Raw genomic sequence first — 24,923 nt, forward strand, 5'->3', positions numbered from 1 at the left:
ACATCAGCCGCCTCGTGGACGAGTGTATACGTAAACATCTGCGAGAAACAACGTCTTGCGGAGCGAAATGTATACGTATACACTCGTTCCACATGCAGGCCGGCTGGCCTGGCCCGGGGCGCTCGATAGGTCGCCCATCAATGCAGATGGAAGGTATTGCTCATGACCGTTACAACAGCAACCGGCTCGGCCGTGAACTCCTCGATGTTGAAGGAGCCGGCCCAGAACAGCGTGAACCGGGGCAGCACCCCCGAGGTGCGCGCCACCGTCGAAGGCGTCATCGCGGACATCCGTGAACGTGGCGACGCAGCAGTCCGTGAATACTCCGAGAAGTTCGACAAGTACGCACCGGAATCCTTCCTGCTCTCCAAGGATCAGCTGGACGAGATCATCGCCCGCGTTCCGGAACAAACCATCGAGGACATCAAGTTTGTCCAGGAGCAGGTCAGGGTGATGGCGCAGAAGCAGCTTGAATCCCTGAGTGACTTTGAGATTGAAACCATGCCGGGGGTTTTCCTTGGCCAGAAGAACGTTCCGATCCAGGCCGCCGGCGCCTACATCCCGGGTGGCAAGTACCCCTTGCTGGCCAGCGCCCACATGACCATCATCACCGCCAAGGTGGCAGGCGTGGCGCGGGTCGCCGCCTGCACGCCGCTGATCCAGGGTGAGGTCCCCGACGCCACTGTTGCCGCCATGTACCTGGCCGGAGCAGACGAAATTTACCTCCTCGGCGGCATCCAGGCTGTAGCCGCGCTGGCCGTCGGCACTGAAACCATCAAGCCGGTCAACATGCTGGCCGGACCCGGAAACGCCTTCGTCGCCGAGGCCAAGCGCCAGCTCTTCGGGGAGGTCGGCATCGACCTATTCGCCGGACCCACCGAAGTCCTGATCGTGGCGGACGAGCACGCCGACCCGTTCATCGTCGCCGTCGACCTTCTGTCCCAGGCCGAGCACGGCCCCGACTCACCCGCCGTCCTGATCACCACCAGCGAGGAACTGGGCCGGAAGGTCATCGAGCACATCGACACGATCCTCGTCGACATGCCCACACGTGACTACGCAGGAGCCGCATGGCGGGACTGGGGTGCCGTCCACGTGGTTGAAACCCTTGACGACGCCTACGTCCTGGCAGACGAGTACGCCTACGAGCACGTCCAGATCCTCACCGAGAACCCCCGCGAAGCGCTGGAGAAGATGCATGATTACGGCGCACTGTTCCTGGGCGAAGGAACCTGCGTCTCCTACGGAGACAAGGTCATCGGAACCAACCACGTGCTGCCCACCCGCGGCGCCGCCCGCTACACCGGCGGTCTTTGGGTCGGCAAGTACCTGCGCACCGTCACCTACCAGGAGGTGACCAACACCGAGTCCAGCGCCTTCTTCGGCGAACTCTGCGGACGCGCCGCCCGGGTGGAACGGTTCGAAGGACATGCCCGCTCCGGCGACGTCCGGGCCGCAAAGTACCGCGGCACCGGCCTGTCCTGGTCAGACCACACCTTCGACAGCTAAGGAACACCGGTGCCTGACTTCCGCCTTGACGGCAAGAAAGCACTGGTCACCGGAGCAGCCCGAGGACTCGGCCAGGCCATCGCCGATGGCCTGGCCGAGTCCGGCGCGACTGTCTACGGAACCAGCCGCGACGCCGAAAGCGCCCGCCGGATCAGCGAACGCTACGGCACTTCTGCCCTGCCCCTTGACATCACGGAGCCCGCCCAGGTGCTCCAGTTCGCCGATGATCTCGTGCAGGAGAGCGGAGGCATCGATTTGCTGGTCAACAACGCCGGCGTCAACGTGCCCAAACCCGCGCTCGAACTGACCACGGAAGACTGGGACACCGTCTTCGACACGAACCTCAATGGGCGGCGGCATCGCCCAGGTGCTGGCCCTGCACGGCTACAAAGTCGCGCTGGGCGACGTCGACGGCGAAACGGCCGAACGTGCCCGCGTGCGGCTCGTGGAGCAGGCCCGTGACTTTGAAGGCTCCGGACTCCTGCCCGAAGGTGCCGCGGAAACCATCGAGGGGAACCTCGTGGCCGCAGCCAGCATCGAGGAAGCGGTGGAGGGGGCGGACTACATTGCGGAAGCCGTTCCGGAACAGCCTGACCTGAAAGCCAGCATCCTCCGCCGGGTCTCGGGTGCCGCACCGTGCCACGCGATCATCGGCACCAATACCTCCGCCATCCCCATCGGAGAACTTGCTTCTTCGGTGACCGGCCCGGAGCGGTTTCTTGGCGTGCACTGGATGAATCCAGCCCCCTTTATCCCCGGCGTCGAACTCATTCCAGGCGAGGAAACGGACCCCCGGGTCCTGGAGCGCGCCGAGCAGCTCATCCAGAGCCTGGGCAAGACACCGGCCAGAGTGGCGGATACCCCTGGCTTTGTCGCCAACCGCCTCCAGTTCGCCCTGTATAAGGAAGCCGTCCAGATCGTTGACGACGGCGTCGCCACGCCTGAACAGATCGACGCCGTCGTCGCCAACACGTTTGGATTCCGGCTGGCCCTGTTTGGCCCTTTCGCCATCGGGGACATGGCAGGGCTCGACGTGTACGAATCCGCCTACCACACCCTCGAAAAAGCCTATGGCGAACGGTTTGCAGTCCCCGAGGCCCTGGCCGCGACAGTCCGGGAAGGGAACATCGGGTTGAAAAGCGGACATGGCTTTCTCCACGTCGCCCCCGAGCATAAGGCGGCCCTGCTTTCCCACCGGGACAACGCCTACGCCCGCCTGGCCCAGCTCCGCACGGAACTCGGCCAGGCGCCGGGACTGTAGCGCCGGAACTGTAACCACCGAAAGCAGGGGCGTGGGGCGGATTGAATCCGCCCCGTTCCCTCAAGGTCAAGGAGTCTGCGCACAAAGACAAGAGCAGGGACCGGGCCTTCACCCAGACTGGGGAGTAACCCGCTACGCCGACCGGCTGGCGTCCTTGCTACTCGAAGTGGAGTATCCCTTGGAAACCTACGATGCACTCCTCGCGTCCATTGCCCCCGCGGCCGGCACCGGCCGGACCATCCTTGATCCCGCGACGGGCGAGGCTGTAGGCGAAGCACCCGTCCACGGCCTTGAATACCTTGAGTCCGCCGTCGCCGCTGCCGTGGCCGCCCAGCCCGCCTGGGCTGCCCTGGGCCATGACGCCCGGTCTGCCGCGCTCCTGAAGGCAGCCGACGCCGTCGAACGCTCCGCAGAGGAACTCGCCCAGCTGCTCTCCCGCGAGCAGGGAAAACCCCTGAACGGCCCCAACGCCCGCTTCGAAGTGGGTGCCTGCGTCGCCTGGCTCCGCGCCACCGCCGCACTGCCCCTGGAACCCGAAACCATCGTGGACGACGGCGAGACCCGCGCCGAACTGCATTACCGGCCCATCGGCGTCGTGGGCGCGATTGGACCTTGGAACTGGCCCATGATGATCGCCGTCTGGCAGCTGGCCCCGGCCCTGCGCATGGGCAACGCCGTGGTGGTCAAGCCGTCCGGCAATACTCCCCTGAGCGTCCTGGCCCTGGTCAAGGTCCTCAACGAGGAACTGCCCGAGGGCATCCTGTCGGTGGTCTCCTGCGGCCGCGAGGTCGGCGCACGGCTCACGGACCACCCCGCGATCGGCAAGATCATGTTCACCGGTTCCACCGCCGGCGGCCGCGCCATCATCAAGTCCTCCGCGGACACCGTCAAGCGGCTCACCCTGGAACTGGGCGGCAACGACGCCGGCATCGTCCTGCCCGACGCCGATCCCAAGGCCATCGCCACGGACATTTTCTGGGGCGCGTTCCTGAACACCGGCCAGACCTGCGCCGCGCTCAAACGCCTCTACGTCCACGACAGCATCTACGACGCCGTCTGCGAAGAGCTAGTGGCGGTCGCCAAGCAGATGCCCATGGGCAACGGCCTGGACGAGGACAACGTGCTGGGACCGCTGCAGAACAAGGCACAGTACGACGTCGTGGCGAACCTCGTGGAGGCGGCCAAGGCTTCCGGCGCACGCGTCCTGCTGGGCGGCAACCCCGATTCAAGCCAGCCGGGCTTCTTCTACCCCACCACCCTGGTGGCGGACATCGACAACGACAACCCGCTGGTGGCCGAGGAACAGTTCGGCCCCGCCCTGCCGATCATCCGCTACAGCAGCATTGATGAAGCGGTGGAGAAGGCCAACGGGCTCGACGTCGGCCTGGGCGCCTCGGTGTGGTCCCCCAACCTGGCGGCCGCCCGCGAGCTCGCGGCGCGTATCCAGGCCGGCACCGTCTGGATCAACCGGCACGGCGCCGTGGACCCCCGCATCCCCTTCGGCGGAGCCAAGCAGTCAGGCTACGGCGTCGAATTCGGCGTCGAAGGCCTCAAAGCCCTGGGCGTACCGCAGGTCATCAACGGCTGAGGTTGACTCGGGAGCCCGGCACGCGGCCTGCCAGTGCCGGGCTCCCGGGGCTGTATGGCTTTACCCCAAGGCCGGGGCGGTGGACGTCCTGCCGGCAAACTGCCGGCGGGCCCACCGGGCGAGCTTCTTGCCCCTGCCCTTCCACCAGTTGTCCTCGTCCTGGTTGTGGTGGAACCGGAAGACAATGGCCACCAGGACAAACATGCCCATCACCACGTCCACCCAGGAAGACACCACCAGGGCGATAAAGACGGTCATGGCATTGGCCACGATGGACGGGATTGCCAGGGTACGGAAGACGGTACTGGCCACATAGCGCCGGTGCGACCGTGGGACGGACAACTCACGGACCATGTCGAAGCAGACGCAGACCACAACAATGGTCTGCCCGATGGCCAGCAGGATCTGGCCTGGCATGGAACTGCTGAACGCGGCCACGGATTCCATTCCCGGGCTCATGGACGGGTCCTGATTGAAGCTTTGCTGAGATCTGTAAACACGGAAAACCCCCAGAACTTGCAGAACCACCGCCGCTGATCCGGCGATGGTTCCATTCAAGTTCCAGGGGGGTTTTCCGTCACGAGTAGCGGGTACTCATATTTGTGCGTGGCCCCGGGAAACGGTACTTATTGTCCGGGCACGCTATTGTCCGAGTGCCCGCGGCCGCCACAGCATGACCGCCTGCGACCGGGGCCGGGGGCGCTGGCCGCGGGCAAGGCTCACTACGTCGCCCGCCGCGCCGGCGGCAAAGATGCGCGAATCCACAGAACGCGGCCGCCGCCCGAGTTCCTCGGTAAGTTCAGCGATCCGGGTTTGGAGGGCTGCCACCTGGTTCTCGAGTTCCAGGATGCGCTTGATCCCCTCCAGCGAGACGCCTTCCTGGGACAGCCGCTGCACTTCCCGCAGCATATTCACGTCACGCTGCGAGTAGCGCCGGGACTTTCCGGGGGCACGGCTGGGTTTGACGATGCCCAGCCTGTCGTACTGCCTCAGCGTCTGCGGGTGCATGTCCGCCAGCTCGGCCGCCACCGAAATCACGAAGATCGGCTGGTCAGCATTGATGTCCATGCCTCACCTCCGTGCCTAGAGCCGGGCCTTGGCTGCCAGGCCCTCGCGAACATCCGCCGACGACGTTGCCTCGGCGAACGCCTTGACCGCAGCCTCGGCTTCCTTGTTCAGGTTCTTGGGAACCGCGACGTCGATGGTCACCAGCAGGTCGCCGGTGGCCTTGGACGTCTTGACACCTTTGCCCTTGACCCGCAGGGTACGGCCGGACGGCGTGCCCGCCGGAACACGGACCTTCACCTTGTCCCCGTCGATCGTGGGAACCTCAATGTCCGCGCCCAAAGCAGCCTCCGGGAACGTGACGGGGACGTGGATGCGGAGATTGTCGCCGTCGCGCGTGTAGAACTGGTGCGGTTGGACAGCGACGGTCACCACCAGGTCACCGTTACCGGCAGCACCGGGCTGGCCCTTGCCGCGCACGCGGACCTTCTGGCCGTCCTTGATGCCGGCGGGAACCCGGACGTCGATCACCTCGCCGCTGGGTTCGCGCAACCCGATGGTGGTGCCGCGAATGGAGCCGGCAAAGGAAATGCTGGTGGAAGCAGTCCGGTCGGCCCCCTTCTGCGGGGTCCGCTGGAACCCGGGCGCGCCACCGAAGCCGCCACCGAACAGATCGGCGAACTCGGGCGGGATGCCGCCCGCGGAAGGGTTGAACCCTCCGGCATGGCGTCCGGTGTTGCCGGTGAACAGGCCGCCGAACATGTCCTCGAACCCGCCGTTCGTGGCCCCTCCGCCGCCCGGAGCAAAGCGTGCCCCGCTGCCCATGGCCCGGATGGCGTCATACTGCTGGCGCTCATCTGGATCCGAGAGCACCGAATAAGCCTCAGAGATGTCCTTGAACTTCTTCTCGGAAGCAGCGTTTCCCGCATTCGTATCAGGGTGGTGCTGCCGCGCAAGCTTCCGGTAGGCCTTCTTGATGTCGGCGTCGGAAGCGTCCTTGGCAACACCAAGGATTTTATAAAAGTCCTTGTCCACCCAATCCTGGCTAGCCAATGGCGTTTCCTTTCTAGTACTTACTAAAGCCCTACGCGCTGCATGGGCCCCGGACCGCGCTCCGCTGGGTAGGGGGCCGTGCCCGCTCCGCGGTGCCCGCCACGCCGCGGCCCCCTACCCAGCTGCGCTTCGCTTGGTCCCACCTTAGGCGAGACAACCGCTGAGCGACGGACGGATAAGGGGCCCGGGAGTGGCATCGGGCCTGCCGGAGCTGGGTGGCTGGGGATCGCAGATCCTCAGCCACCCAGCGTAGGGGCGGGGCCCCTTATCCGTCCGGCGCAGGTGAGAAGCCGACTAAGCCGGGACCGCCACGATTACCTGGGCTGCGCGGAGGACTCGGTCGCCTGACTTGTAGCCTGAGCGGAGGACCTGGCTGACGGTGTCAACCTCAATGTCCTCGCCGGGCTGCTGGATCAGGGCCTCGTGGATCGTGGGATCGAACTCCACGCCGGTCTCATTGATGCGGACCAGGCCGTAGGTCTTCAGCGCGTTCTCCAGTTTGGTGGCGATCGCGGCGAAGGGACCGTCGGTGAGGTCGCCGTGCTGCCGGGCGGCGTCGACGTCGTCCAGGACCGGGAGCAGGGAGTTCAGGACGCCGATGACGGCCATTTCCCCTGCCACGGCGCGGTCGCGTTCAACGCGCTTGCGGTAGTTGACGTACTCAGCCTGGAGGCGGAGCAGGTCGTTGCGCAGCTCGGCTGCCTCGGCGTTGCCGCCGGACCCTGCGGGCGCACCCTGGGCCACAGATTCCTCGGCCGGCACGTCCACGCCGTTGAGAATCTCCTCAGCCTGGGCCAGCGCGTCGCCGTCGGAATCTGCTGCCCCGGCCTGGGAACCGGCGCCGGGGGCGGACTGGCCGCCCTCCGGGTGCCGGGCCTGCCCGGTCACCGGGTCAACCTTGCGGTTGTCCCGGATGACCGGCTCCTGGCCGTTGCCCTGCGTGTTCTGCTGGCTTGCGGATGTGTTGTGCTCTTCCTCGTTACCGTGGTGCGGCATGGGTTACTTCTTCGCTTCGTCTTCGTCGATGATCTCGGCGTCGACGATGTCTTCGTCGGAGGAACCTGCCGACGCACCGGGGGCACCCTCGGCACCTGCAGCGCCTGCGCCGTCCGGCGAACCGGGCTGGGCGTAGATGGCTTCGCCGAGCTTGGTCTGGGAAGCCTGCAGCTTCTCGAACGCGGACTTCACGGCGGCGTCGTCGGTGCCTTCGAGGGCCTTCTTGAGGCTGTCGACGTCGCCCTGTACCTCGGTCTTGACCTCTTCGGGCAGCTTGTCCGCGTTGTCGGCGATCAGCTTGTCCACGGAGTAGGCGAGCTGCTCGGCGGTGTTGCGGGTGTCGGTTGCCTCGCGGCGGGCCTTGTCCTCGGCTGCGTGCTCCTCGGCGTCACGGACCATGCGGTCAATGTCTTCCTTGGAGAGGCTCGAGCCGCCAGTGATGGTCATGGACTGTTCCTTGCCGGTGCCCTTGTCCTTCGCCGAGACGTGGACGATGCCGTTGGCGTCGATGTCGAAGGTGACCTCGATCTGCGGGATGCCGCGCGGAGCAGGGGCGATGCCGGTCAGCTCGAACGTGCCCAGCGGCTTGTTGTCCCGGGTGAACTCGCGCTCGCCCTGGAAGACCTGGATGGCCACGGACGGCTGGTTGTCATCCGCCGTGGTGAAGGTCTCGGACCGCTTGGTGGGGATGGCGGTGTTGCGCTCGATCAGGTGCGTCATCACGCCACCCTTGGTTTCGATGCCGAGGGACAGCGGGGTGACGTCGATCAGGAGGACGTCCTTGCGCTCACCCTTCAGCACACCGGCCTGCAGGGCTGCACCAACGGCCACAACCTCATCCGGGTTCACGCCCTTGTTCGGCTCCTTGCCGCCGGCGAGTTCCTTGACCAGGTCGTACACGGCGGGCATACGGGTTGAGCCACCAACGAGGACGATGTGGTTGATGTCGGAGAGCTTGATGCCCGCTTCCTTAATGACATCGTGGAACGGCTTCTTGGTGCGCTCCAGCAGGTCCTTGGTGAGGTCCTGGAACTTGGCGCGGGTCAGCTGCTCGTCCAGGTGGACCGGGCCGTCGGGGGTGACGGACAGGTACTGGAGCGAGACGTTGGTGCTGGTGGAGGAGGAAAGTTCCTTCTTGGCCTGCTCAGCGGCTTCGCGGAGCCGCTGCAGGGCGATCTTGTCCTTGGACAGGTCGATGCCCTTGACCTTTAGCTGGTTCAGCAGGTAGTCAACGACGCGCTGGTCCCAGTCGTCGCCGCCCAGGCGGTTGTCACCGGCGGTGGCGCGGACCTGGATGGTGGAGAAGTTGTCTTCGTCCTTGCCGACTTCGAGCAGGGAGACGTCGAAGGTACCGCCACCGAGGTCGAAGACCAGGATGAGTTCGTCTTCCTTGCCCTTGTCCAGGCCGTAGGCGAGGGCTGCGGCGGTGGGCTCGTTGACGATGCGCAGGACGTTCAGGCCTGCGATTTCGCCGGCCTCCTTGGTGGCCTGGCGCTCGGCGTCATTGAAGTAGGCCGGTACGGTGATGACAGCGTCGGTGACCTTTTCACCCAGGTAGGACTCGGCGTCGTTCTTCAGCTTCATGAGGATACGCGCGGAGATTTCCTGCGGGGTGTACTTCTTGGCGTCGATGTCCACCTTCCAGTCGGTGCCCATGTGGCGCTTGACCGATGCGATGGTGCGCTCGATGTTGTTGACGGCCTGGCGCTTGGCGATCTCGCCAACCAGGACCTCGCCCGACTTGGAGAATGCAACGACCGACGGCGTGGTGCGGCCACCCTCGGCGTTGGCAATAACGGTGGGCTCGCCACCTTCGAGAACGGAGACGACGGAGTTGGTGGTTCCGAGGTCGATACCTACTGCACGTGACATGTGTTGCTTCCTTCTTTCCTTGGAAACTGGTTGGCGCCCTAAACATTGAGCGTTCTGCACTCAACTCTACTCAGGGCGCCAGCGATGTCAATCCAAAGTTGAGTGGGGTCCACTCAACTTTGGATTTTCAGCGGGGTTTTCACCTCGGTGTTCCTTGGATTTTCGGGCTTCCGGGCGCAGAAGTACGACGCCGGAGCGCGGGTTCGCTTTGGGAGAACGTGCCGCCGGGCTGCTTAACGCTCCGTATCCCGGTCGCCATGGAGCGGGCCGCGCTCTTCCGCCGTCGTTTGAACCTGGCGGTCCGTGAGTCCTTCACGGATGGACTCCTCCGTGCGGCGGCCCGCAGTGCCGGCATCGCCGTAGTCGCCGTCGTCGTACTCGCCGTCGGCAACGTCGCGTTCGGGCTCGTTGACCGCGCCGGCATCGCCGTAGTCACCATCCACGTACTGCCCGCCGTCCTCCGCGCCCGAAGCATGGGTTCCAGCTGTTCCGGCAGCGCCGTAATCGCCCTCCGGATATTGCTCACCCAGCTCCCCGGCCGGCCTTTCCACGGCCCCGGCGTCGCCGTAGTCGCCGTCCACGTACTGCCCGCCCTCGCCTTCCAGCCCGGGGGCACTGCTGCCCTTGCGGGGTTCCTCGGCTGCAATTTCAGGGTTCTCAGTCATGGTGCATCTCTCCTTCGAGGCTCCGCGTCCATGCGGGCGCACTGGCAGTCTATCGACGGCCCGGGCGCATCAACAGGGCTTCGCCGGCACTTATCGGGAGGCCCGGACCGGCAGGCCGGCGACGCCTGCCAGCACGGCGAGGTGATGGTCGAAGAGCTCCGCGGGAGCCTTGAACGTGTCCGGCCCGTACTGGTTGAACACCTCGAAGCTGATCGCGCCGAAGAGGGAGCTCCACACCAGGACACCCCGGGCCACGAGCTCGTCCGGGAGGTCCAGGCCGTACTCCGAGCGGATGGCGGCCAGGTCGGCGGCCAGGGTTTGCGGCAGCTGCGGGGCCCCTTCAGCCGGCACTGCCAAGTGGCCGGCCCGGGAAGCCTCGTCCAGGATCCCGATGAGGCTGACGATGACCCTTGTTCCGGGACCAGTGGTGCGTTCCGCCGGGGCGTTGTAGCCGGGAACGGGGCTGCCGAAAAGGAGGGCGTAGCTGGCGGGCTCGCGCAGGGCCCATTCCCGGACACCCCTGCCCAGCGCCAGGAAGCGGGCAACATGGTCACCTTCCGGGGCCTGGGCGACGGCGGCGTCCACTTCGTCCCCAAGCTCGCCGAAGGCGTCGATCAGCAACAGTGTCAGCAGCTCGTCGCGGCTCTCGACGTAACGGTAGACGGCGGAGGACACCACTCCCAGGTCCCTGGCCACCGCTCGCAGGGAGAGCGCGGCCGCACCGTGGGTGGCCAGGTGCTGCCGGCCCAGGCGGACAATGTCCGCGATGGTTTGCGTCCTTGCCCGCTGCCGGGGCGTGAGCGGGCGGTCAAGGCCAGCCGTTTCCTTAACTTCAGTCACCGGTCCAGCATGCCACAACCGAGAGCGCCGGAATCAAAAGAGAGCACTGCTCTTGACTTAGTGGCCAAGCAGTCCCATGCTGTTCCTGAGAGCACTGCTCTCAGGAACCGGAAGGAGGAGGACAGATGGCACAGGTGTATGTAGTGACCGGAGCTGGGCCGGTGGGGTGGACGGTGGCCGAACAGCTGGCAGGCCAGGGACGGAAGGTGCGCGTCCTTACCCGTTCGGGCAACGGGCCCCGGCACCCGCTGATCGAGCGGATTGCCGGGGATGCGAAGGATCCTGCCATTCTGCGCGCTGCCCTTGCCGGCGCCAAGGCCGTCTTCCACTGCATCCACGGGTCGGCCTACACCGCCGCGGCATGGCAGGCGGAACTTCCCGCCGCCGAGCAGGCAGTCCTGGCCGCCGCGCAGGAAGCAGGCGCCGTCGTCGTATTCCCCGAAAGCCTCTACTCCTACTCCGAGCCTGACCGCGTGATGACGGAGGGAAGCCCGCGCCGGGCTGCCGGCGGCAAGCGCGGGGTGCGGACCGACCTGCTTCGGGCCCGTGCGGCGGCAGCCGCTCCTTCCGTGAGCGTGGTGGCAGGCGACTTCTTTGGGCCCCGCGTCCGGATGGCGCACGGCGGCGAGCGCATGGTGGTGCCGATCCTGGCAGGGAAGAATGTCAGCGTCATCGGCAGCTCCCGCCAGCCGCACACGTTCACGTACGTCCCGGACCTGGCCAAGGCAATGATCGCCGCGGCAGACAGGCCCTCCGCCTGGAACACCATGTGGCACGCACCCACAGGCCCGGCACTCACCCAGAAGGAACTTGCCCACGCCTTCGCCGCCGCCGCGGGACAGCCTGCTCCCAAAGTGCGCGCCCTGCCCGGCTGGACGCTCCGCGCGGCCGGCCTGTTTTCGGCCGATGCACGCGAACTGGCCGAGATGCTGTACCAGTTCGAGCGGCCGTTCATCATGGACTCGGCCGCGTCGCAGGCAGCCCTGGACGTCAGCCCCACCCCGCTGGAAACGGCTGCTGCCGCCACCGTGGACTGGTGGCGGCAGCAGGGTTAGACCTGAAGCTTACGGGTGGTGGAGATGCCGGGGGTTAGCGGCTGGGAACCTCTTCCAGGGGTTCGACGCCGGGCTCCCGCGGCCGGACGGCACTCCCGCCGTCCGTGCGCCCCAGCTTGCTGGGCCACCAGATCTTCGGTCCGATGTCGTAGGCCAGGGCCGGTACCAGCAGCGAGCGCACCAGGACGGTGTCCAGCAGCACGCCGAACGCCACAATGAACGCCAGCTGCACCAGGAACATGATGGGGATGACGCCCAGCGCCGCGAACGTGGCGGCCAGCACCACGCCTGCGGAGGTGATGACACCGCCGGTCACCACCAGGCCGCGGAGGATGCCCGGCCGGGTGCCGTGTTTGAGGGATTCCTCCCGGACCCGGCTCATCAGGAAGATGTTGTAGTCCACGCCCAGGGCCACCAGGAATACGAAGCCGAACAGCGGAACTGTGGCATCGGCGCCGGGGAAGCCAAGGATGTTGTTGAAGACGAACGCGGACACACCGAGCGCCGCCGCGTAGGAAAGCACCACGGAGAGCACCAGCAGGACCGGCGCCACGATGGAGCGCAGCAGCAGCATCAGGATGAAGAGGATCACCACCAGGACCACGGGGATGATGACCACCAGGTCATGCTGGGCGGTGGTGTTGGTGTCGAGCGCGGTGGCGATGACGCCGCCCACCAGGGCGCCGGGGTCAACGGCCTTCACCTCGGTGCGCAGGGCCTTGACGGTTTCCTCCGCCTCCAGCGAGTCGGCCGCGTCGTTGAGGGTGGCGTTGATGATCACCCTTCCCTCCCGGACGTCCGGGGCGCCGGGAGCCCCGGGGGCTCCGGTGATGGGCACACTGCCCGGGCCCAACAGGTAAGCCTCGCCCACGCCGTCGTCCGCTTTCACGCGGTCCAGCACCTCGGCTGCCTTGGCCTGGTCAGCAATGACGACGGCGGGGCTGCCGCTGCCGGCGTCGAAGTGGCGGGCCAGCGCGTCCTGGCCGTCAACGGCGTTGGAGGCGGTGAGGATGACATCCGTCTGCGGCACGCCGTTGGCCTTCAGCTGGAACAGGCCGCCAGCCGCAACCAGCAGCAGGAGGACCGAGGCCACCCAGACGGTCCTGGGGCGCCGTGCTACCAGCGAGCCGGTGGCATGCCACAGCCCCTTCTGGCCTTCCAGGCCCGTGACCAGCTCGGGTTCACGCTGGTCTGCGGGGAGGAGTTTGGGGCGGAACGGCCAGAAGGCGGCCCGGCCCAGCAGTGCCATCAACGCGGGAAGCAGGGTCAGCGCGGCGAACAGCGCGCACAGTATGCCCGCAGCAGCAACGGGGCCCAGCGCCTTGTTGGAGTTCAGGTCGGAGAAGAGCAGGCACAGCAGCGCGATGATCACCGTGGCGCCGGAGGCCAGGATGGGCTCGAAGGACGCCTTCCATGCGGTCAGGACGGCGGCCGTGCGGTTGGTGGTGTGGGTGAGCGCTTCCCGGAAGCGTGCCACGAACAGCAGGGCGTAGTCCGTGGCCGCGCCGATCACCAGGATGGAGAGGATGCCCTGGCTTTGGCCGTTGAGCTGGATCCAGCCGGCCTTGGCCATGCCGAAGACCAGCAGGATCGCGGCACACAGGGCAAACACGGACGTCAGCAGCACCATGATGGGCAGCAGCAGGGACCGGTAGACGATCAGGAGGATCACGAACACCGCGGACAAGGCAACGAGCAGGAGGATGCCGTCAATGCCGCCAAAGGCTGCGGTGAGGTCGGCGGCGAGGCCGGCGGGGCCGGTCACAAAGGTTTGGGTGCCCTCCGGTGCTGCTTCCGCCACCGTGTCTCGGAGTTCCTTGACCGCGTCCTTGACCTCAACGGAGGATCCGACCGGGACCACGAACTGGACCGCCTTGGCGTCCTTGGATGGAATCGGGCCGATCACCGCACTGCCCAGCTTGAGCTCCTCAAGGCTGGCCTTGAGCATGGCCAGCTCCCCCAGCTGCGCGGGTGTGAAACCCTCGTTCTTTTCGATGACGATGATGCCGGGAACCTCGTCCGAGTCGCGGAACTTTGCCTGCCAGTCCTGGGCCTCGGTGGCCTCGGCGCTGGCGGGCAGGAACGACGCCTGGTCGTTGGAGGAGACCTCCTCCAACCGGCCGAATGTGGGTCCGCCAACCCCCGCAAGCCCCAGCCAGGTCAGCACCAGGACCACCGGGACCAGCCAGCGCAGCCAGAAAGGGACTCGCTCCTTGGAAACTCTTGTGCGTTTCATGGCGCCTTCCGTCAATAAGCGGTGGAGAAATATTTGTTCCATCATAGATTATCTCCACCATAGAGATAAGCGCCGGTCGAGCTTTTTTCGGGCCGCTGAAGACGAAAGCGGGGCCTGCAGTAATATCCGTCAGTACGGCCGGACACAAACGTTGGCGTGGAACCAGGAATGCGGGGAGGTGGACATGGCAGGGAAAACTTCGCCTGATGCGGCACGGGGCCCGCTCGCCGGCGCGCCCGGAGGTCCCCCTCACCCACTGCTGCGCCTTCTGCAGGAGTTCACCATGGAGGCCAACCGCTACGTGGATGTCGCCGGGGGCCGGAAGGACATGCACCGCACCGACATGAACGCGTTGGCCGTCATCATGCGCCATACGGCCGCCGGCAGTGTGGTGACGCCCGGGGTCCTGCGCAAGGAGCTGAACCTGAGCTCTCCCGCCACCACCGCCCTGATCGACCGGCTGGACAAGTCGGGGCACATCGTGCGCGAACGGAACAGCGCGGACCGGCGCCAGGTCCAGCTGAAGATGACTCCCAAGGCGTTCCAGGAAGGCGGGGCCGTCTTCGCCCCCCTGGCGCAGCATATGGGCAGCGCCATGACCGCCTTCTCGGAAGAGGATCTGGAAACGGTCACGCGCTTCATGACGGCGATGGTGGAAGCCACGGTGGCGGCAAGGACAGAGTCCGGGTAACCGCAACCTGGCCGTTGTTGGGGGTAGCGTTTTGTTATGAGTGCCCAGCAGCCTGAAGACGACGTTTACACGCACGGCCACCATGAATCAGTGGTCCGCGCCCATGCCGCCAGGACCGCCGAAAATTCCGCGGCGTTCGTCCTTCCGCACCTCACGCCCGGCTCGACGCTGCTGGACGTCGGCTGCGGCCCCGGCACCATCACCTGCGACTTCGCCGCCCTGGTCAGCCCGGGGAAGGTCACGGGCCTGGACCGGTCACCGGACATCATCGCCCAGGCGCAGGCCCTCGCCGTCGAGCGGGAAGTGCCGAACGTCGAATTCGTTGCCGGCAACATCTACGACCTCGACTTTGCCGACGAGACGTTCGACGTCGTCCACGCCCACCAGGTGCTCCAGCACCTGACCGACCCCGTTGAGGCCCTGCGGGAAATGCGGCGCGTCGCCAAGCCCGGCGGCATCGTGGCAGTGCGCGACGCCGATTTCCACGGCATGAGCTGGTACCCCGCCATCCCCGAGCTGGACGAGTGGATGGACCTCTACCAGCGCATTGCGCGCCGGAACGGAGCAGAGCCCGACGCCGGGCGGCGGCTGGTCAGCTGGGCTCAGGCCGCGGGATTCAGCGACGTCGCCCCCAGCAGCAGCAACTGGCTTTATGCCACGGCCCAGCAGCGCCGCTGGCAGGCGCGCGTCTGGGGTGAGCGGGTGCTGCACTCGGCCTTCGCGGAACAGGCGCTGGAGTACGGGTTCGCCAACCCGGCCGACCTTGCCCGGATTTCTGCCGGCTGGCACCGTTGGGGTTCCACCGACGACGGCTGGTTCCTGATCCCGAACGGGGAGGTCATCGCCAGGGCCTGACAGCGATACGCCATAGCGGTGGCAACCCTCTGGCAGCAGGGGCACTAAACTTGGTTGGTGCAATTCTCTCTCTGGCTGGCCCTTGCCGGCGCAGGCGCCCTGATCAGCTTCACCCCCGGTGCCGGGGCCATCAACACCATGAGCAACTCGCTGAACGCGGGCTTCCGCCGCTCCATCTGGGGGATCCTGGGCCAGCAGGCAGCGCTGGTGGTGCACGTGCTGATCGTGGCCCTGGGCGTTGGCGTCCTGGTGGCCAGTTCACCCGTTGCCTTCAACGTGATCCGCTACGCCGGGGCGGCCTACCTGGTGTACCTGGGCATCCGCCAGTTCCTGAGCAAGCCCACGGTAGCCCAGGAGCAGGCCGCCACCCTCCGCAACGAACCCGCCTGGTCCATCTTCCGGCGCGGGTTCTGGGTTAACCTCCTGAACCCGAAGGCGATCGTGTTCTTCCTGGCCTTCACTCCCCAGTTCATCCGGCCCGATCAACCGCTGTTCACCCAGTACGCCGTGCTAACGGCAACGATTGTGGTCATCGACATCCTGGTGATGTGGTTCTTCTTTGCGGCAGCGGCGAGGTCATTTCAACGGTTCACCAACACGGAGCGGGGCCAGCTGGTCCTCAGCAGGGTGTTCGGTGTGCTGTTCGTGGGTGTGGGTATCCTGCTGGCCCTGATCCACTGAAAAGAGTCACCCGCCAACACCGGCACCAACGTGACCCGTACCCATTCCGGCGTTAGTAATGCATCTTTACAAACCCGTAAAGCTTTGTGAACAAGCCGCTAGCCAAGAGTGATTGGAAGCGCGCATGCTTAGGGGCATGAACTCAGCGTCGAGCGCATATCGCGTCATCACAGTCTGCACAGGCAACATCTGCCGGTCCCCCATGGCTGAGCTGATGCTCAAGGCAGCGCTTGAACGCGAGGGCCTTGACCGCCTGGTGGAGGTGGATTCCGCAGGCATCACCGGGTACGAGGCAGGCCGCCCCATTGATCCCCGCGCCGCCCGCCGACTCGCTGCAACCCAACTCGCCTCCGACCACCACGTGGCCCGGGAGTGGGAGCCTGGCTGGTTCCGCGAGCGCGACCTGATCCTGGCCCTGGACATCGACCACTACGCCTGGCTCAGCGAGGCGGCGCCGGACCAGGAATCCCTGGACAAGATCCGCATGCTCCGCAGTTTCGATCCCACCATGGCCGAACGCGACCGGCTGGACCTAGGCATCGAGGATCCCTGGTACGGCGGCCATGTGGATTTCGACGCCGTCTGGCACCAGATCCATGCAGCCCTGCCAGGCCTTGTCCAGCACATCAAGTCCGCGGTCCTGCACAACACCCAGCTTCAGCCGCACTAGCCGCAGGGAAACCAATCGGTACAGGAGCGCAAGCGAACGCGCCGCTGAAAACGGTACGCTCTAGTCCATGAGCCCAGCCCCCGTCATTATCGCCATCGACGGGCGCTCCGGCGCAGGGAAGACCACCCTCGCCGTCGAGCTGGCGGCCCGGCTCCGCGCCCACCACAAGGTCTCGCTGTTCCACCTTGAGGACATCTACCCTGGCTGGGACGGCCTGGCTGCCGGCGTCGAGCGTTATGTCTCCACCGTCCTCACCCCGCTCAGCCAAGGCCAGGCGGCCTCCTGGACCAGCTGGGACTGGGAGAACCACTACGACGGCGACGCCCGGGTGACGCTTCCTGCGGAGATCGTCATCGTGGAGGGGGTGGGGGCCGCCGCGGAGGCGGGCCGCCCCATGCTGGACGCGGTGATCTGGGCGGAATCCCCCGATGATGTGCGGCGGACCCGGGCGCTGGACCGCGACGGCGCAACGTATGAACCGTACTGGGACCTGTGGGCCGCCCAGGAGGAAGAATGGCTGGGCCGCGACGATGTGCCCGGCCACGCGGACCTTCGCGTCCGGAACCTCGCCGACGGCGCAGCCCCGGCGGAGCTTTTGCAGCTGCTCCCCTACCTGCCTGCCCTGGCTCCGGTCCTCGCCCCCGAACTGTCGGCCCGCCGCGGCCTTCGCCTTCAGGCCGAGCGCATGGATGCCGTCCCGGATGCACCGGCCCTGTTTCAGTCCCTGTACGGCCGCTCCGCCAATGCCGCGTGGCTGGACTCCTCCAACGCGGGCGCGGAACCTGGCGGCGCGGAGCCCGCGCAGCGGACTGCCGCCGAACGCAGCCGGTTCAGCATCATGGCGGACGACGGCGGCACCTTCGGGCAGTGCGTCGTGCACCGCGGGGGTGTAAGCCGGATCAGCGCAGGCTCGTCCACCGCCACCGTTCCCGGCCCCTTCTTCCGCTGGCTGGACACGGTCTGGGGCCGCCGCGCGGTGCGGACCCCGGACGGCTACCCCGGCGAATTCACCCTTGGCTGGCTGGGCTGCCTGGGGTACGAACTCAAACGTGAAACCGGCGGCAGCGGCCTTTCCGCACCCACCCCGGACGCCGCTTTGATCTTCGCGGGCAGGGCTGTGGTCCTGGACCATGCCGAGGGTACCGCCTGGCTCCTGGCGCTCGAGGCACCGGACGCGGACGAGTGGCTGGCGCAGGCCCGGTCCGCCGTGGAAGCCGCGGCGGAACCAACGGCTCAAGCCGGCGGCAGCACCGGCGTCGTACCCGCCACGCCGCCCGCTTTCCGCAGCCGGGACACGGGTGCGCAGTACCGGGAGAAGATCGCCGCCGCCCAGCACCAAATCGCGCAGGGGAATACCTACGAGGTGTGCCTGACCACCACGCTCGAAGCGCGGATCCCGGCCGGCTCCCTGGATCCGTGGACCACGTACCTGGCGCTCCGGCGCAGGAACCCGGCCCCGTTCGCGAGCTACCTCCGGCTGGGAGACCTTGCCGTGGCCAGCACCTCGCCGGAGCGGTTCCTCAAGATAGGGTCCGACGGCGGCATGCGCGCCGAGCCGATCAAGGGCACCCGCCGCCGGGCTTCAGACCCGCAGGAGGACAGCCGGCTGCGTACGGACCTGTCCAGTTCCTTGAAGGACCGGGCCGAGAACATCATGATCGTTGACCTGCTGCGCAACGACCTCAGCCACTTCGCCATCCCAGGCTCCGTCACGGTCAGCCGGCTCTGCGCCATCGAGAGCTACGCCACCGTCCACCAGATGGTCAGCACCATCGATGCCCACCTCCTCGCCGGAGCGCCGCGGGCAGAGGCGGTGGCAGCCTGCTTCCCTGCCGGCTCCATGACCGGCGCCCCCAAGATCAGCACCATGGCCATCCTCGACCAGCTGGAGGCAGGACCCAGGGGCATCTATTCGGGAGCCATCGGCTACTTCTCGCTCAACGCGGCGGTGGACCTCGCCGTCGCCATCCGGACCCTGGTGGTCAATGCGGCCGGTGACGGGACTGCTGAAATCTCCCTCGGCGTCGGCGGCGCCATCACCTCGGATTCCGATGCCGACGACGAGTACGAGGAAATCCGGACCAAGGCCTACGGGGTCCTCTCCACCCTGGGTGCGGAGTTTCCGGACGACTGACCCGTCCAGGGCGGGCCGGCGCCGGGTTGCCCTGGCAGCACACCCGGGAAAACGGTTTAGGAGGACACCGCCGCGGGTAGGGAGCTGAGCGTCAGCTGAACCGCTCAAGCAATGCGGCGGAATACCCAAGCGCCCACACGAGTGAGGTTTGCCGCGTGACGGACCCGTCCCACCCCCACAACACCAGCAAGCAGGCACCGCGGAGCGTCAAGTACATCCTCATGCTTGGCGCCCTGGCCGCCCTTCCTGCGATCACCACGGACATGTACCTGCCCTCGCTGCCTGCTGTGGAGGCCGATCTCCACACCACCCAGACCGCCGCCCAGCTGACACTGTCCGGAACCCTCGTGGGGGCCGGTGTTGGCCAGCTGGTGATCGGGCCGTTCTCGGACCGGTTCGGCCGAAGACTGCCCCTGGTCATCGGGATCTCGCTGCACGTGGCCATCTCGCTGCTGTGCTCGTTGACGCCGAACATCGAAACCCTGACCGGGCTGCGCGTGCTTCAGGGCTTCTTCAACGCGGCCGCGGCCGTGGTGGCACTGGCCGTCATCCGCGACCGCTTCGTTGGGTCCGCCGCCGCCCAACTGCTCTCCCGGCTGATGCTGGTGATTGGCGTGGCGCCGCTCCTGGCGCCCACCGTGGGGCAGGCGATCGCCGGTGCCTGGAACTGGCGGGCGGTCTTCTACGCCCTGGCGCTGTTCGGGGTGGTGCTGGTGGCAATCGTCTGGCGGTTCATGCCGGAGACGCTGCCGGAGGACAGCCGGAGTCCGGGCAATCCCAGGCATGTGGCCAGTGCATACTGGTCGCTGCTGCGGGACAGGCATTTCATGGCGCTTGCCGTCATTCCCGGGCTGGGGCTGGCCCTGATCATGAGCTACGTGGTGGGGTCCCCCTTTGTCTTCCAGAACGAATACGGCCTCACCGCCCAGCAGTTCGCCCTGGTCTTTGCCCTTAACGGGGCCGCGCTGGTCCTCTCCGCCCAGCTCAACGCCGCCCTGGTCCGGAAGTTCCCGCCGGTACGCCTCCTGCGCACCGCCCTCCTGGTCCAGCTGTGCCTTGCCCTGCTGCTGCTCGTGGTGGTGGCCACGGGGGCCGGTGGCGTGTTTGGCCTGGTGGCCGCCCTGTGGCTGGTCCTGTCAGCCCAGGGGATGGTGCCGGCAAACGCCTCCGTACTGGCCCTGCACAATTACGGCCATATGGCGGGAACGGCGGCGGCGGTCATCGGCGCCTTGCAGTCGGGGGTGGCCGGCCTGGTGAGTCCGCTGGTGGGGATCCTGGGCGGAAATTCGTGGTCGATGGCCGGCGTCATGATCGGCAGCTGCGCCCTGGCGGTGATGGTGCTTGCCCTGGGGACTCCCGCCTACCGGAAGGGCGGCTGGGCAGAGCATGCCGGGCGCGACGACGGCCAGCGGGTCAGCGCGGACGAATAGCCGGGTGCGGGGCCGGCTTATTGAACCGTATTTACTGGACCGTGTTTACTGGACCGTGGCCGTCAGCCGGGCCACGTTGTCCACGTACCGCGCGGCGAGCGGCCTGTTGAGCCAGTCCGCCAGCTTCAGCTCGTGGGAAATGTCCCGGTAGGTATCCTCCACCGCCCGCATCTTGTTCACGATGTCCTCGCCCAGGAGCATGACGGATACCTCCAGGTTCAAGGAGAACGACCGCATGTCCATGTTGCTGGAGCCCAGGACGGCCACTTCGTCGTCGATGGTGAAGTGCTTGGCATGCAGCACGAACGGCGCCTTGTACAGGTAGATCCGCACGCCGGCCTCGAGGAGCGCCTCATAGTAGGACCGTTGCGCGTGGTGGACCAGGAACTGGTCGCCCTTCTCGGACACGAACAGTTCCACGTCCACGCCGCGCTGCGCCGCGGTAGTGATGGCGTAGAGCAGTGAATCGTCCGGAACGAAGTAGGGGCTGCAGATGGAGATCCGGTGCTGCGCGGAGTAGATGAGCGTGTTGAAGAGCCGGAGGTTGTTCTCCGTGATGAAGCCGGGGCCGCTGGGCACCACCTGGGCCGTGACGTTGCCGGGTTCGGGGTTCGACGGGAGCTGCAGCTGGTGTTCCAGGGACTCATCGGTCTCGGTCAGCCAGTCAGTGGCGAAGACGACGTTCAGGGTGGTCACGATGGGGCCTCGGAGGCACGCCATCAGTTCCACCCATTCGCGGCCTGCCTTGCGGTGCCGCGGGTTGTTGTAGGAGGGCTCGATCAGGTTCTGCGAGCCCGTGAATGCGACTTCGCCGTCCACCACCATGATCTTGCGGTGGTTGCGCAGGTCCGGCCGGCGCCACTGGCCGTGGATGGGCAGCAGCGGCAGCATCCGCTTCCACTGGATCTTGCCGGCCTTGAGCCGCTTGAGCAGCTTCCGGTAGCCCTTGATGCGCAGCGTTCCGATGTGGTCGAAGAGGAGCCGCACTTCCACGCCGCGTTCGGCGGCTTCCTCCAGGGCGGTGAGCAGGTCGTTGGTGACGTGGTCCGAGCTCATGATGTAGAACTCGGCATTGACGAATTTCTTCGCCTTCCGCACGGCGTTCGTCATGTCCAGGATGGAGTCCGGGTAGCCGGGGATGAGCTCAACGGAATTGTTGTCCACCATGGGCAACGAACCCAGGGTGCGGTTGAGCTCGGCGGCGGACTTCACCCACTCCGGCCCGGGGTAATCGCTGTCGGCATCCGCGAGGGCACTGATGCCGGCCCGCACCCGCTCGTTGACCTGCTGCTGCTGCGCGCGTCTGCGGCTGGAGAGCTGGAAGTTGCCGAACAGCAGGAACAGCACGATGCCCACGAACGGGATGAAGAAGATCCCCAGCAGCCAGGCCATGGCGGTGGTGGGCCGCCTGTTCCCGGGGATGATGCCCAGCGCCAGGACCCTGATGACAAGGTCGGCGAAGCCCAGGAGCACCACAACCCATGTCGGCGCGGTGCCGGCAAGCGAAAAAGGCCACAACACGTCAATAACTCCCGGGGAGATTGGGCTCCCGGAGGACGGTTTTCGCCCGGGGCACTCTGCCCAGCTTATCCGCGGCACCGCACTAAGCTGGTGCCATGAGCTCTCCAGCCCCCGTGGTTCTCGTTTTCCTTGACCCTGCTTTCCCCGACGGCAGGGTGGCCGACGCCTCCAAGCCCCAGCTGCTGGTCACGGACCTTGGCGTCACACGCGGCGACGGCGTCTTCGAAACCATGCTGGCAGTGGGCGGGACGGTGCGGAAAATGCAGGCCCACCTGGATCGGCTTGCCGGTTCGGCCACGGCGTTGGACCTCGACATCCCGGACCAGGACGCCTGGCGGCGTGCCATTGCGGCTGCCGTGGCCCGGCACCGGTCAGAGAACCCGCCGGCAGACCCTTCGGCAGATGAACTGGTGGTCAAACTGGTGGTGACCCGCGGCGTGGAGGGCGCTCCCACCCCCACCGCGTGGGTCCAGGCCTCCCCGGCCGGTGCTGCCGCGCGCCGGCAGCGGGAAACGGGCATCGATGTCATCCTCCTTGACCGGGGCTACGACAGTGACGTAGCCGAACGGGCCCCCTGGTTGCTCCTGGGGGCCAAGACGCTCTCCTACGCCGTCAACATGGCGGCGCTGCGCCACGCGCACAAACAGGGCGCCGACGACGTCATCTTCACCTCATCCGATGGTCGCGTCCTGGAAGGGCCCACGTCCACGGTGCTCCTGGCGCATGTGGAAAAGTCCGACGACGGCACAACCGTCAAGCGCCTCATCACACCGCAGCTGGACAGCGGCATCCTGCCCGGAACCTCCCAGGGGGCGCTCTTCGCTGCAGCCAAGGCGGCAGGCTGGGAACTGGGCTATGGCCCGCTGGAGCCCCGGGACCTTCTGGACGCCGACGCTGTCTGGCTGATCTCCAGCGTCCGCCTGCTGGCGCCCGTGAACCGGATCGATGGCAAGGAGATCGGCACTCCTTCTGTCCAAAAGGAACTGACCACCGAATTGAACGGCCTCTTCGCCGGGATTCATTAGGCCCCCACAGGCCGGGACGGCCCTTTTCCCGTCCCGGCTTCACCCGTAAGGTGTGCACCATGGACTCGCAAAAGCTGCCGATCGAAAATTTGTCCTTTGACGACTGCTGGGATCTCCTTGCCAACGACATCGTGGGCCGGCTGGCCATTGTGGTGGATGGACATCCGGAGATCTTTCCCGTGAATTACGTTGTCCACCTGCGCAGCATCCTGTTCCGCACGGCGCCCGGGTCCAAGCTGTGGGGCGCCAGGATGGAAAGGCCCGCCGCACTGGAAATCGACGGCTACGATCCCGCCACCGAACTGGCCTGGAGCGTGGTGGTGCGGGGCGATACCGGGATCGTCGAGGACCAGGCCGTCAAGGATGCCGTGGACGGCCTGGGCCTTGAGCCGTGGCAACCCGGCGAAAAGGCAAACTACGTGAGGCTGAACGCCAAGGCACTGACCGGGCGCAGGTTCCAGGTGAACCGGCCGGACATCTGGAACACCCGCGCCCAGGACCGGCGCCGGGCGTCATTCGAATAGTACCGGTGGCATCAACCGCGTCTTTGGCCGGGCGCCGCTGTCACCCGCGGGCGCCTGCCACCTGCCGCGAAAGCTGCGCCTCCAGCCCGGACAGCAGGATGGCGAGTCCCTGGTCAAGCTCCCGGGCGCCGTCGTACTCTGCCAATGCCGGCGCCAGGGCACGCAGCCGCGGGAATTCCTTTGCGGGCAGGCGGTGCAGCCCAAGGCGCAGCAGCACTTCGTTCTCTTCCGGGTCCACCACGTACTCCTGAAGTTCGTTCAGGATGTGCCCGTAGAGGAAGCCGTAATAGGCACGGTAGACGTGGAGCGCATCCGCCGGTTCGAACCCTGCGGACGCCAGCAGGGCCAGGATCTGTTCCAGCGGCCGCAGGGTGCCCAGCGGGCGCAGTCCCAGCGGCGTGGACAGGGGCCGGGTTACCAGCAGGGGGACCACGTTGGGGTGCTCGAGCGCCAGCATCCGCAAATCGTGGGCGATGTTCCGCAGCTGGGCTTTCCAGTCCGGGTCCTCGGGATGAATCGGGAGCTGGTCAAGGACCAACTCTGAAACCCCGTCAAGGAGCGCAGCCCGGTTCTCGGCGTAGCGGTAGAGGCTCATGGGGTCCCGGCCAAGCTCCTGCCCCAGGCGCCGCATGGTCAGTGCGTCCAGCCCTTCGGCGTCGACCAGTTCGAGGGCCTTGGCCAGCACGGTTTCCCTGCTCAACCTTGCCTTGGCAGGTGTGCGGGCTGAAGCACGCGGGGAATCCATGATGTTGTCCTAGCGGTGGAGGTCGTCCCGAATAAATCGAGACGGTTGCGTCACTTGTAGTCTACGGGTACAGTCTACAGCGTAGACAGGCGCTGACAACGCTCAGGCCCACTGCATTTCAGGGGGACTCAACCTATAAATCCGATGGCCACGTGCAGGGCATCGGTTTTGCTGCTGTAGCCGAACGGCGGCGCCGAGCACTTAGCGAAGGGGGCCGTCATGGCGCATTCGCAGTTCGATCTTTTCCTCAACGAAGCCACCTACCCCGACAAGGCCTCAGACTCCAGTCTGGACCGCGACCGCCTGTACGGGCTGTACACCAGCTGGTGCTTCATCAACCAGCAGCAGCCCGGCACCGAGGACTGCTTCTGGGCGGCCATGAAGCAGAGGATTTCGCCGCACCATAACGGGCTCCGCATGAAGGGTCCTGCCGCTGCGGACTACATTCTCACCAGCTACCCGGGACTGGTCTAAGACTTCCCCGGTTTTACAACGGCCACCGGACAACCGGTGGTTCATGATCAAATGCTGTGGCACACCGTGCCGCAGCATTTTTCATGCCCTCCT

24 protein-coding genes are annotated in these 24,923 nt (G+C 66.4%); 14 read left to right on the top strand and 10 right to left on the bottom strand.

The window, feature by feature from the left end; all coding sequences use genetic code 11:
- Positions 1-162 precede the first annotated feature (162 nt).
- From hisD to FBY33_RS03475, 4 genes are all read left to right on the top strand, one after another.
- On the top strand, positions 163-1,509 hold the full coding sequence (hisD, locus tag FBY33_RS03460) for a histidinol dehydrogenase (protein WP_235010438.1): 1,347 nt from the start codon (positions 163-165) through the stop codon (positions 1,507-1,509).
- A 9-nt stretch (positions 1,510-1,518) separates the two neighbouring features.
- Positions 1,519-1,971: an SDR family NAD(P)-dependent oxidoreductase gene (locus tag FBY33_RS20910; protein ID WP_142029313.1), complete on the top strand. Its 453-nt coding sequence runs from the start codon at positions 1,519-1,521 to the stop codon at positions 1,969-1,971.
- Positions 1,856-2,770: a 3-hydroxyacyl-CoA dehydrogenase family protein gene (locus tag FBY33_RS03470; RefSeq protein ID WP_142029314.1), complete on the top strand. Its 915-nt coding sequence runs from the start codon at positions 1,856-1,858 to the stop codon at positions 2,768-2,770. The genes FBY33_RS20910 and FBY33_RS03470 overlap by 116 nt, the downstream gene beginning before the upstream one ends.
- A gap of 178 nt (positions 2,771-2,948) precedes the next feature.
- Positions 2,949-4,358 (top strand): aldehyde dehydrogenase family protein, encoded by a 1,410-nt coding sequence (locus FBY33_RS03475; RefSeq protein ID WP_142029315.1) that lies wholly within the window; start codon positions 2,949-2,951, stop codon positions 4,356-4,358.
- Positions 4,359-4,418: 60 nt separating this feature from the next.
- Here FBY33_RS03475 and FBY33_RS03480 read toward each other — a convergent pair whose 3' ends face one another.
- The 7 genes from FBY33_RS03480 to FBY33_RS03510 all read right to left on the bottom strand — a co-directional run bounded on the left by FBY33_RS03480 (position 4,419) and on the right by FBY33_RS03510 (position 10,789).
- Positions 4,419-4,805, bottom strand: coding sequence for a hypothetical protein (locus tag FBY33_RS03480; RefSeq protein ID WP_142032514.1), 387 nt, complete (start codon positions 4,803-4,805; stop codon positions 4,419-4,421).
- A gap of 195 nt (positions 4,806-5,000) precedes the next feature.
- Positions 5,001-5,426 carry a heat shock protein transcriptional repressor HspR gene (locus FBY33_RS03485; protein WP_142029316.1) on the bottom strand — a complete coding sequence of 142 codons (426 nt, stop codon included), beginning with the start codon at positions 5,424-5,426 and terminating at the stop codon, positions 5,001-5,003.
- A 15-nt stretch (positions 5,427-5,441) separates the two neighbouring features.
- Positions 5,442-6,416, bottom strand: a complete 975-nt coding sequence (locus FBY33_RS03490; protein ID WP_200831311.1) for a DnaJ C-terminal domain-containing protein — start codon at positions 6,414-6,416, stop codon at positions 5,442-5,444.
- Between the two features lie 294 nt (positions 6,417-6,710).
- Complete coding sequence (locus FBY33_RS03495) at positions 6,711-7,412, bottom strand: nucleotide exchange factor GrpE (protein ID WP_142029317.1); 702 nt, start codon at positions 7,410-7,412, stop codon at positions 6,711-6,713.
- A gap of 3 nt (positions 7,413-7,415) precedes the next feature.
- Entirely contained in the window at positions 7,416-9,284 is a 1,869-nt protein-coding gene (dnaK, locus tag FBY33_RS03500) for a molecular chaperone DnaK (RefSeq protein ID WP_142029318.1), read from the bottom strand.
- Positions 9,285-9,517: 233 nt separating this feature from the next.
- The gene (locus FBY33_RS03505; RefSeq protein WP_235010439.1) at positions 9,518-9,949 is read right to left on the bottom strand and encodes a hypothetical protein; all 432 of its coding nucleotides are present in this window, start codon (positions 9,947-9,949) and stop codon (positions 9,518-9,520) included.
- Between the two features lie 90 nt (positions 9,950-10,039).
- Positions 10,040-10,789 (bottom strand): TetR/AcrR family transcriptional regulator, encoded by a 750-nt coding sequence (locus tag FBY33_RS03510; RefSeq protein ID WP_142029319.1) that lies wholly within the window; start codon positions 10,787-10,789, stop codon positions 10,040-10,042.
- A 125-nt stretch (positions 10,790-10,914) separates the two neighbouring features.
- On the opposite strand from FBY33_RS03510, the gene FBY33_RS03515 reads away from it, so the two are divergent.
- Entirely contained in the window at positions 10,915-11,844 is a 930-nt protein-coding gene (locus FBY33_RS03515) for an NAD-dependent epimerase/dehydratase family protein (RefSeq protein WP_142029320.1), read from the top strand.
- Between the two features lie 34 nt (positions 11,845-11,878).
- On the opposite strand, the gene FBY33_RS03520 is transcribed toward FBY33_RS03515, so the two are convergent.
- Entirely contained in the window at positions 11,879-14,080 is a 2,202-nt protein-coding gene (locus FBY33_RS03520) for an MMPL family transporter (RefSeq protein ID WP_142029321.1), read from the bottom strand.
- A 184-nt stretch (positions 14,081-14,264) separates the two neighbouring features.
- Here FBY33_RS03520 and FBY33_RS03525 point away from each other — a divergent pair, with 184 nt between their 5' ends.
- The 6 genes from FBY33_RS03525 to FBY33_RS03550 all read left to right on the top strand — a co-directional run bounded on the left by FBY33_RS03525 (position 14,265) and on the right by FBY33_RS03550 (position 20,541).
- A complete protein-coding gene (locus FBY33_RS03525) occupies positions 14,265-14,771 on the top strand; it encodes a MarR family winged helix-turn-helix transcriptional regulator (protein ID WP_142029322.1) in 507 nt (168 codons plus the stop codon).
- Between the two features lie 36 nt (positions 14,772-14,807).
- On the top strand, positions 14,808-15,626 hold the full coding sequence (locus tag FBY33_RS03530; RefSeq protein ID WP_056331579.1) for a methyltransferase domain-containing protein: 819 nt from the start codon (positions 14,808-14,810) through the stop codon (positions 15,624-15,626).
- Positions 15,627-15,683: 57 nt separating this feature from the next.
- Complete coding sequence (locus FBY33_RS03535) at positions 15,684-16,307, top strand: LysE family transporter (RefSeq protein ID WP_142029323.1); 624 nt, start codon at positions 15,684-15,686, stop codon at positions 16,305-16,307.
- Between the two features lie 136 nt (positions 16,308-16,443).
- Positions 16,444-16,977, top strand: coding sequence for a low molecular weight protein-tyrosine-phosphatase (locus tag FBY33_RS03540; protein ID WP_142029324.1), 534 nt, complete (start codon positions 16,444-16,446; stop codon positions 16,975-16,977).
- A 67-nt stretch (positions 16,978-17,044) separates the two neighbouring features.
- The gene (gene pabB, locus FBY33_RS03545; RefSeq protein ID WP_142029325.1) at positions 17,045-19,111 is read left to right on the top strand and encodes an aminodeoxychorismate synthase component I; all 2,067 of its coding nucleotides are present in this window, start codon (positions 17,045-17,047) and stop codon (positions 19,109-19,111) included.
- Positions 19,112-19,266: 155 nt separating this feature from the next.
- A complete protein-coding gene (locus tag FBY33_RS03550) occupies positions 19,267-20,541 on the top strand; it encodes a multidrug effflux MFS transporter (protein WP_142029326.1) in 1,275 nt (424 codons plus the stop codon).
- Between the two features lie 45 nt (positions 20,542-20,586).
- On the opposite strand, the gene cls is transcribed toward FBY33_RS03550, so the two are convergent.
- Entirely contained in the window at positions 20,587-22,062 is a 1,476-nt protein-coding gene (cls, locus tag FBY33_RS03555; RefSeq protein WP_442858313.1) for a cardiolipin synthase, read from the bottom strand.
- A gap of 95 nt (positions 22,063-22,157) precedes the next feature.
- Between cls and FBY33_RS03560 the strand changes: the two genes are divergently transcribed.
- Together FBY33_RS03560 and FBY33_RS03565 are read left to right on the top strand one after the other, a co-directional pair.
- A complete protein-coding gene (locus tag FBY33_RS03560) occupies positions 22,158-23,087 on the top strand; it encodes an aminodeoxychorismate lyase (RefSeq protein WP_142029327.1) in 930 nt (309 codons plus the stop codon).
- Between the two features lie 59 nt (positions 23,088-23,146).
- Complete coding sequence (locus FBY33_RS03565) at positions 23,147-23,611, top strand: pyridoxamine 5'-phosphate oxidase family protein (RefSeq protein WP_142029328.1); 465 nt, start codon at positions 23,147-23,149, stop codon at positions 23,609-23,611.
- 40 nt (positions 23,612-23,651) lie between these two features.
- Here FBY33_RS03565 and FBY33_RS03570 read toward each other — a convergent pair whose 3' ends face one another.
- A complete protein-coding gene (locus tag FBY33_RS03570) occupies positions 23,652-24,356 on the bottom strand; it encodes a TetR/AcrR family transcriptional regulator C-terminal domain-containing protein (RefSeq protein ID WP_142029329.1) in 705 nt (234 codons plus the stop codon).
- A gap of 219 nt (positions 24,357-24,575) precedes the next feature.
- Between FBY33_RS03570 and FBY33_RS03575 the strand changes: the two genes are divergently transcribed.
- Positions 24,576-24,830 (top strand): hypothetical protein, encoded by a 255-nt coding sequence (locus FBY33_RS03575; RefSeq protein ID WP_142029330.1) that lies wholly within the window; start codon positions 24,576-24,578, stop codon positions 24,828-24,830.
- The last annotated feature ends 93 nt before the right edge of the window (positions 24,831-24,923 follow it).

Source organism: Arthrobacter sp. SLBN-112, from assembly GCF_006715225.1.
Taxonomy (GTDB): Bacteria; Actinomycetota; Actinomycetes; order Actinomycetales; family Micrococcaceae; genus Arthrobacter.

Bases quoted from the DNA above. Each gene is read 5' to 3' on its own strand.
- dnaK (WP_142029318.1), bottom strand. From the start codon at position 9,284: ATGTCACGTGCAGTAGGTATCGACCTCGGAACCACCAACTCCGTCGTC.
- FBY33_RS03530 (WP_056331579.1), top strand. From the start codon at position 14,808: ATGAGTGCCCAGCAGCCTGAAGACGACGTTTACACGCACGGCCACCAT.
- FBY33_RS03470 (WP_142029314.1), top strand. From the start codon at position 1,856: ATGGGCGGCGGCATCGCCCAGGTGCTGGCCCTGCACGGCTACAAAGTC.
- FBY33_RS03515 (WP_142029320.1), top strand. From the start codon at position 10,915: ATGGCACAGGTGTATGTAGTGACCGGAGCTGGGCCGGTGGGGTGGACG.
- hisD (WP_235010438.1), top strand. From the start codon at position 163: ATGACCGTTACAACAGCAACCGGCTCGGCCGTGAACTCCTCGATGTTG.
- FBY33_RS03540 (WP_142029324.1), top strand. From the start codon at position 16,444: ATGAACTCAGCGTCGAGCGCATATCGCGTCATCACAGTCTGCACAGGC.
- FBY33_RS03505 (WP_235010439.1), bottom strand. From the start codon at position 9,949: ATGACTGAGAACCCTGAAATTGCAGCCGAGGAACCCCGCAAGGGCAGC.
- FBY33_RS03520 (WP_142029321.1), bottom strand. From the start codon at position 14,080: ATGAAACGCACAAGAGTTTCCAAGGAGCGAGTCCCTTTCTGGCTGCGC.
- FBY33_RS03525 (WP_142029322.1), top strand. From the start codon at position 14,265: ATGGCAGGGAAAACTTCGCCTGATGCGGCACGGGGCCCGCTCGCCGGC.
- FBY33_RS03480 (WP_142032514.1), bottom strand. From the start codon at position 4,805: ATGGAATCCGTGGCCGCGTTCAGCAGTTCCATGCCAGGCCAGATCCTG.
- FBY33_RS03485 (WP_142029316.1), bottom strand. From the start codon at position 5,426: ATGGACATCAATGCTGACCAGCCGATCTTCGTGATTTCGGTGGCGGCC.
- pabB (WP_142029325.1), top strand. From the start codon at position 17,045: ATGAGCCCAGCCCCCGTCATTATCGCCATCGACGGGCGCTCCGGCGCA.
- FBY33_RS03570 (WP_142029329.1), bottom strand. From the start codon at position 24,356: ATGGATTCCCCGCGTGCTTCAGCCCGCACACCTGCCAAGGCAAGGTTG.
- FBY33_RS03575 (WP_142029330.1), top strand. From the start codon at position 24,576: ATGGCGCATTCGCAGTTCGATCTTTTCCTCAACGAAGCCACCTACCCC.
- FBY33_RS03565 (WP_142029328.1), top strand. From the start codon at position 23,147: ATGGACTCGCAAAAGCTGCCGATCGAAAATTTGTCCTTTGACGACTGC.
- FBY33_RS03560 (WP_142029327.1), top strand. From the start codon at position 22,158: ATGAGCTCTCCAGCCCCCGTGGTTCTCGTTTTCCTTGACCCTGCTTTC.
- FBY33_RS03495 (WP_142029317.1), bottom strand. From the start codon at position 7,412: ATGCCGCACCACGGTAACGAGGAAGAGCACAACACATCCGCAAGCCAG.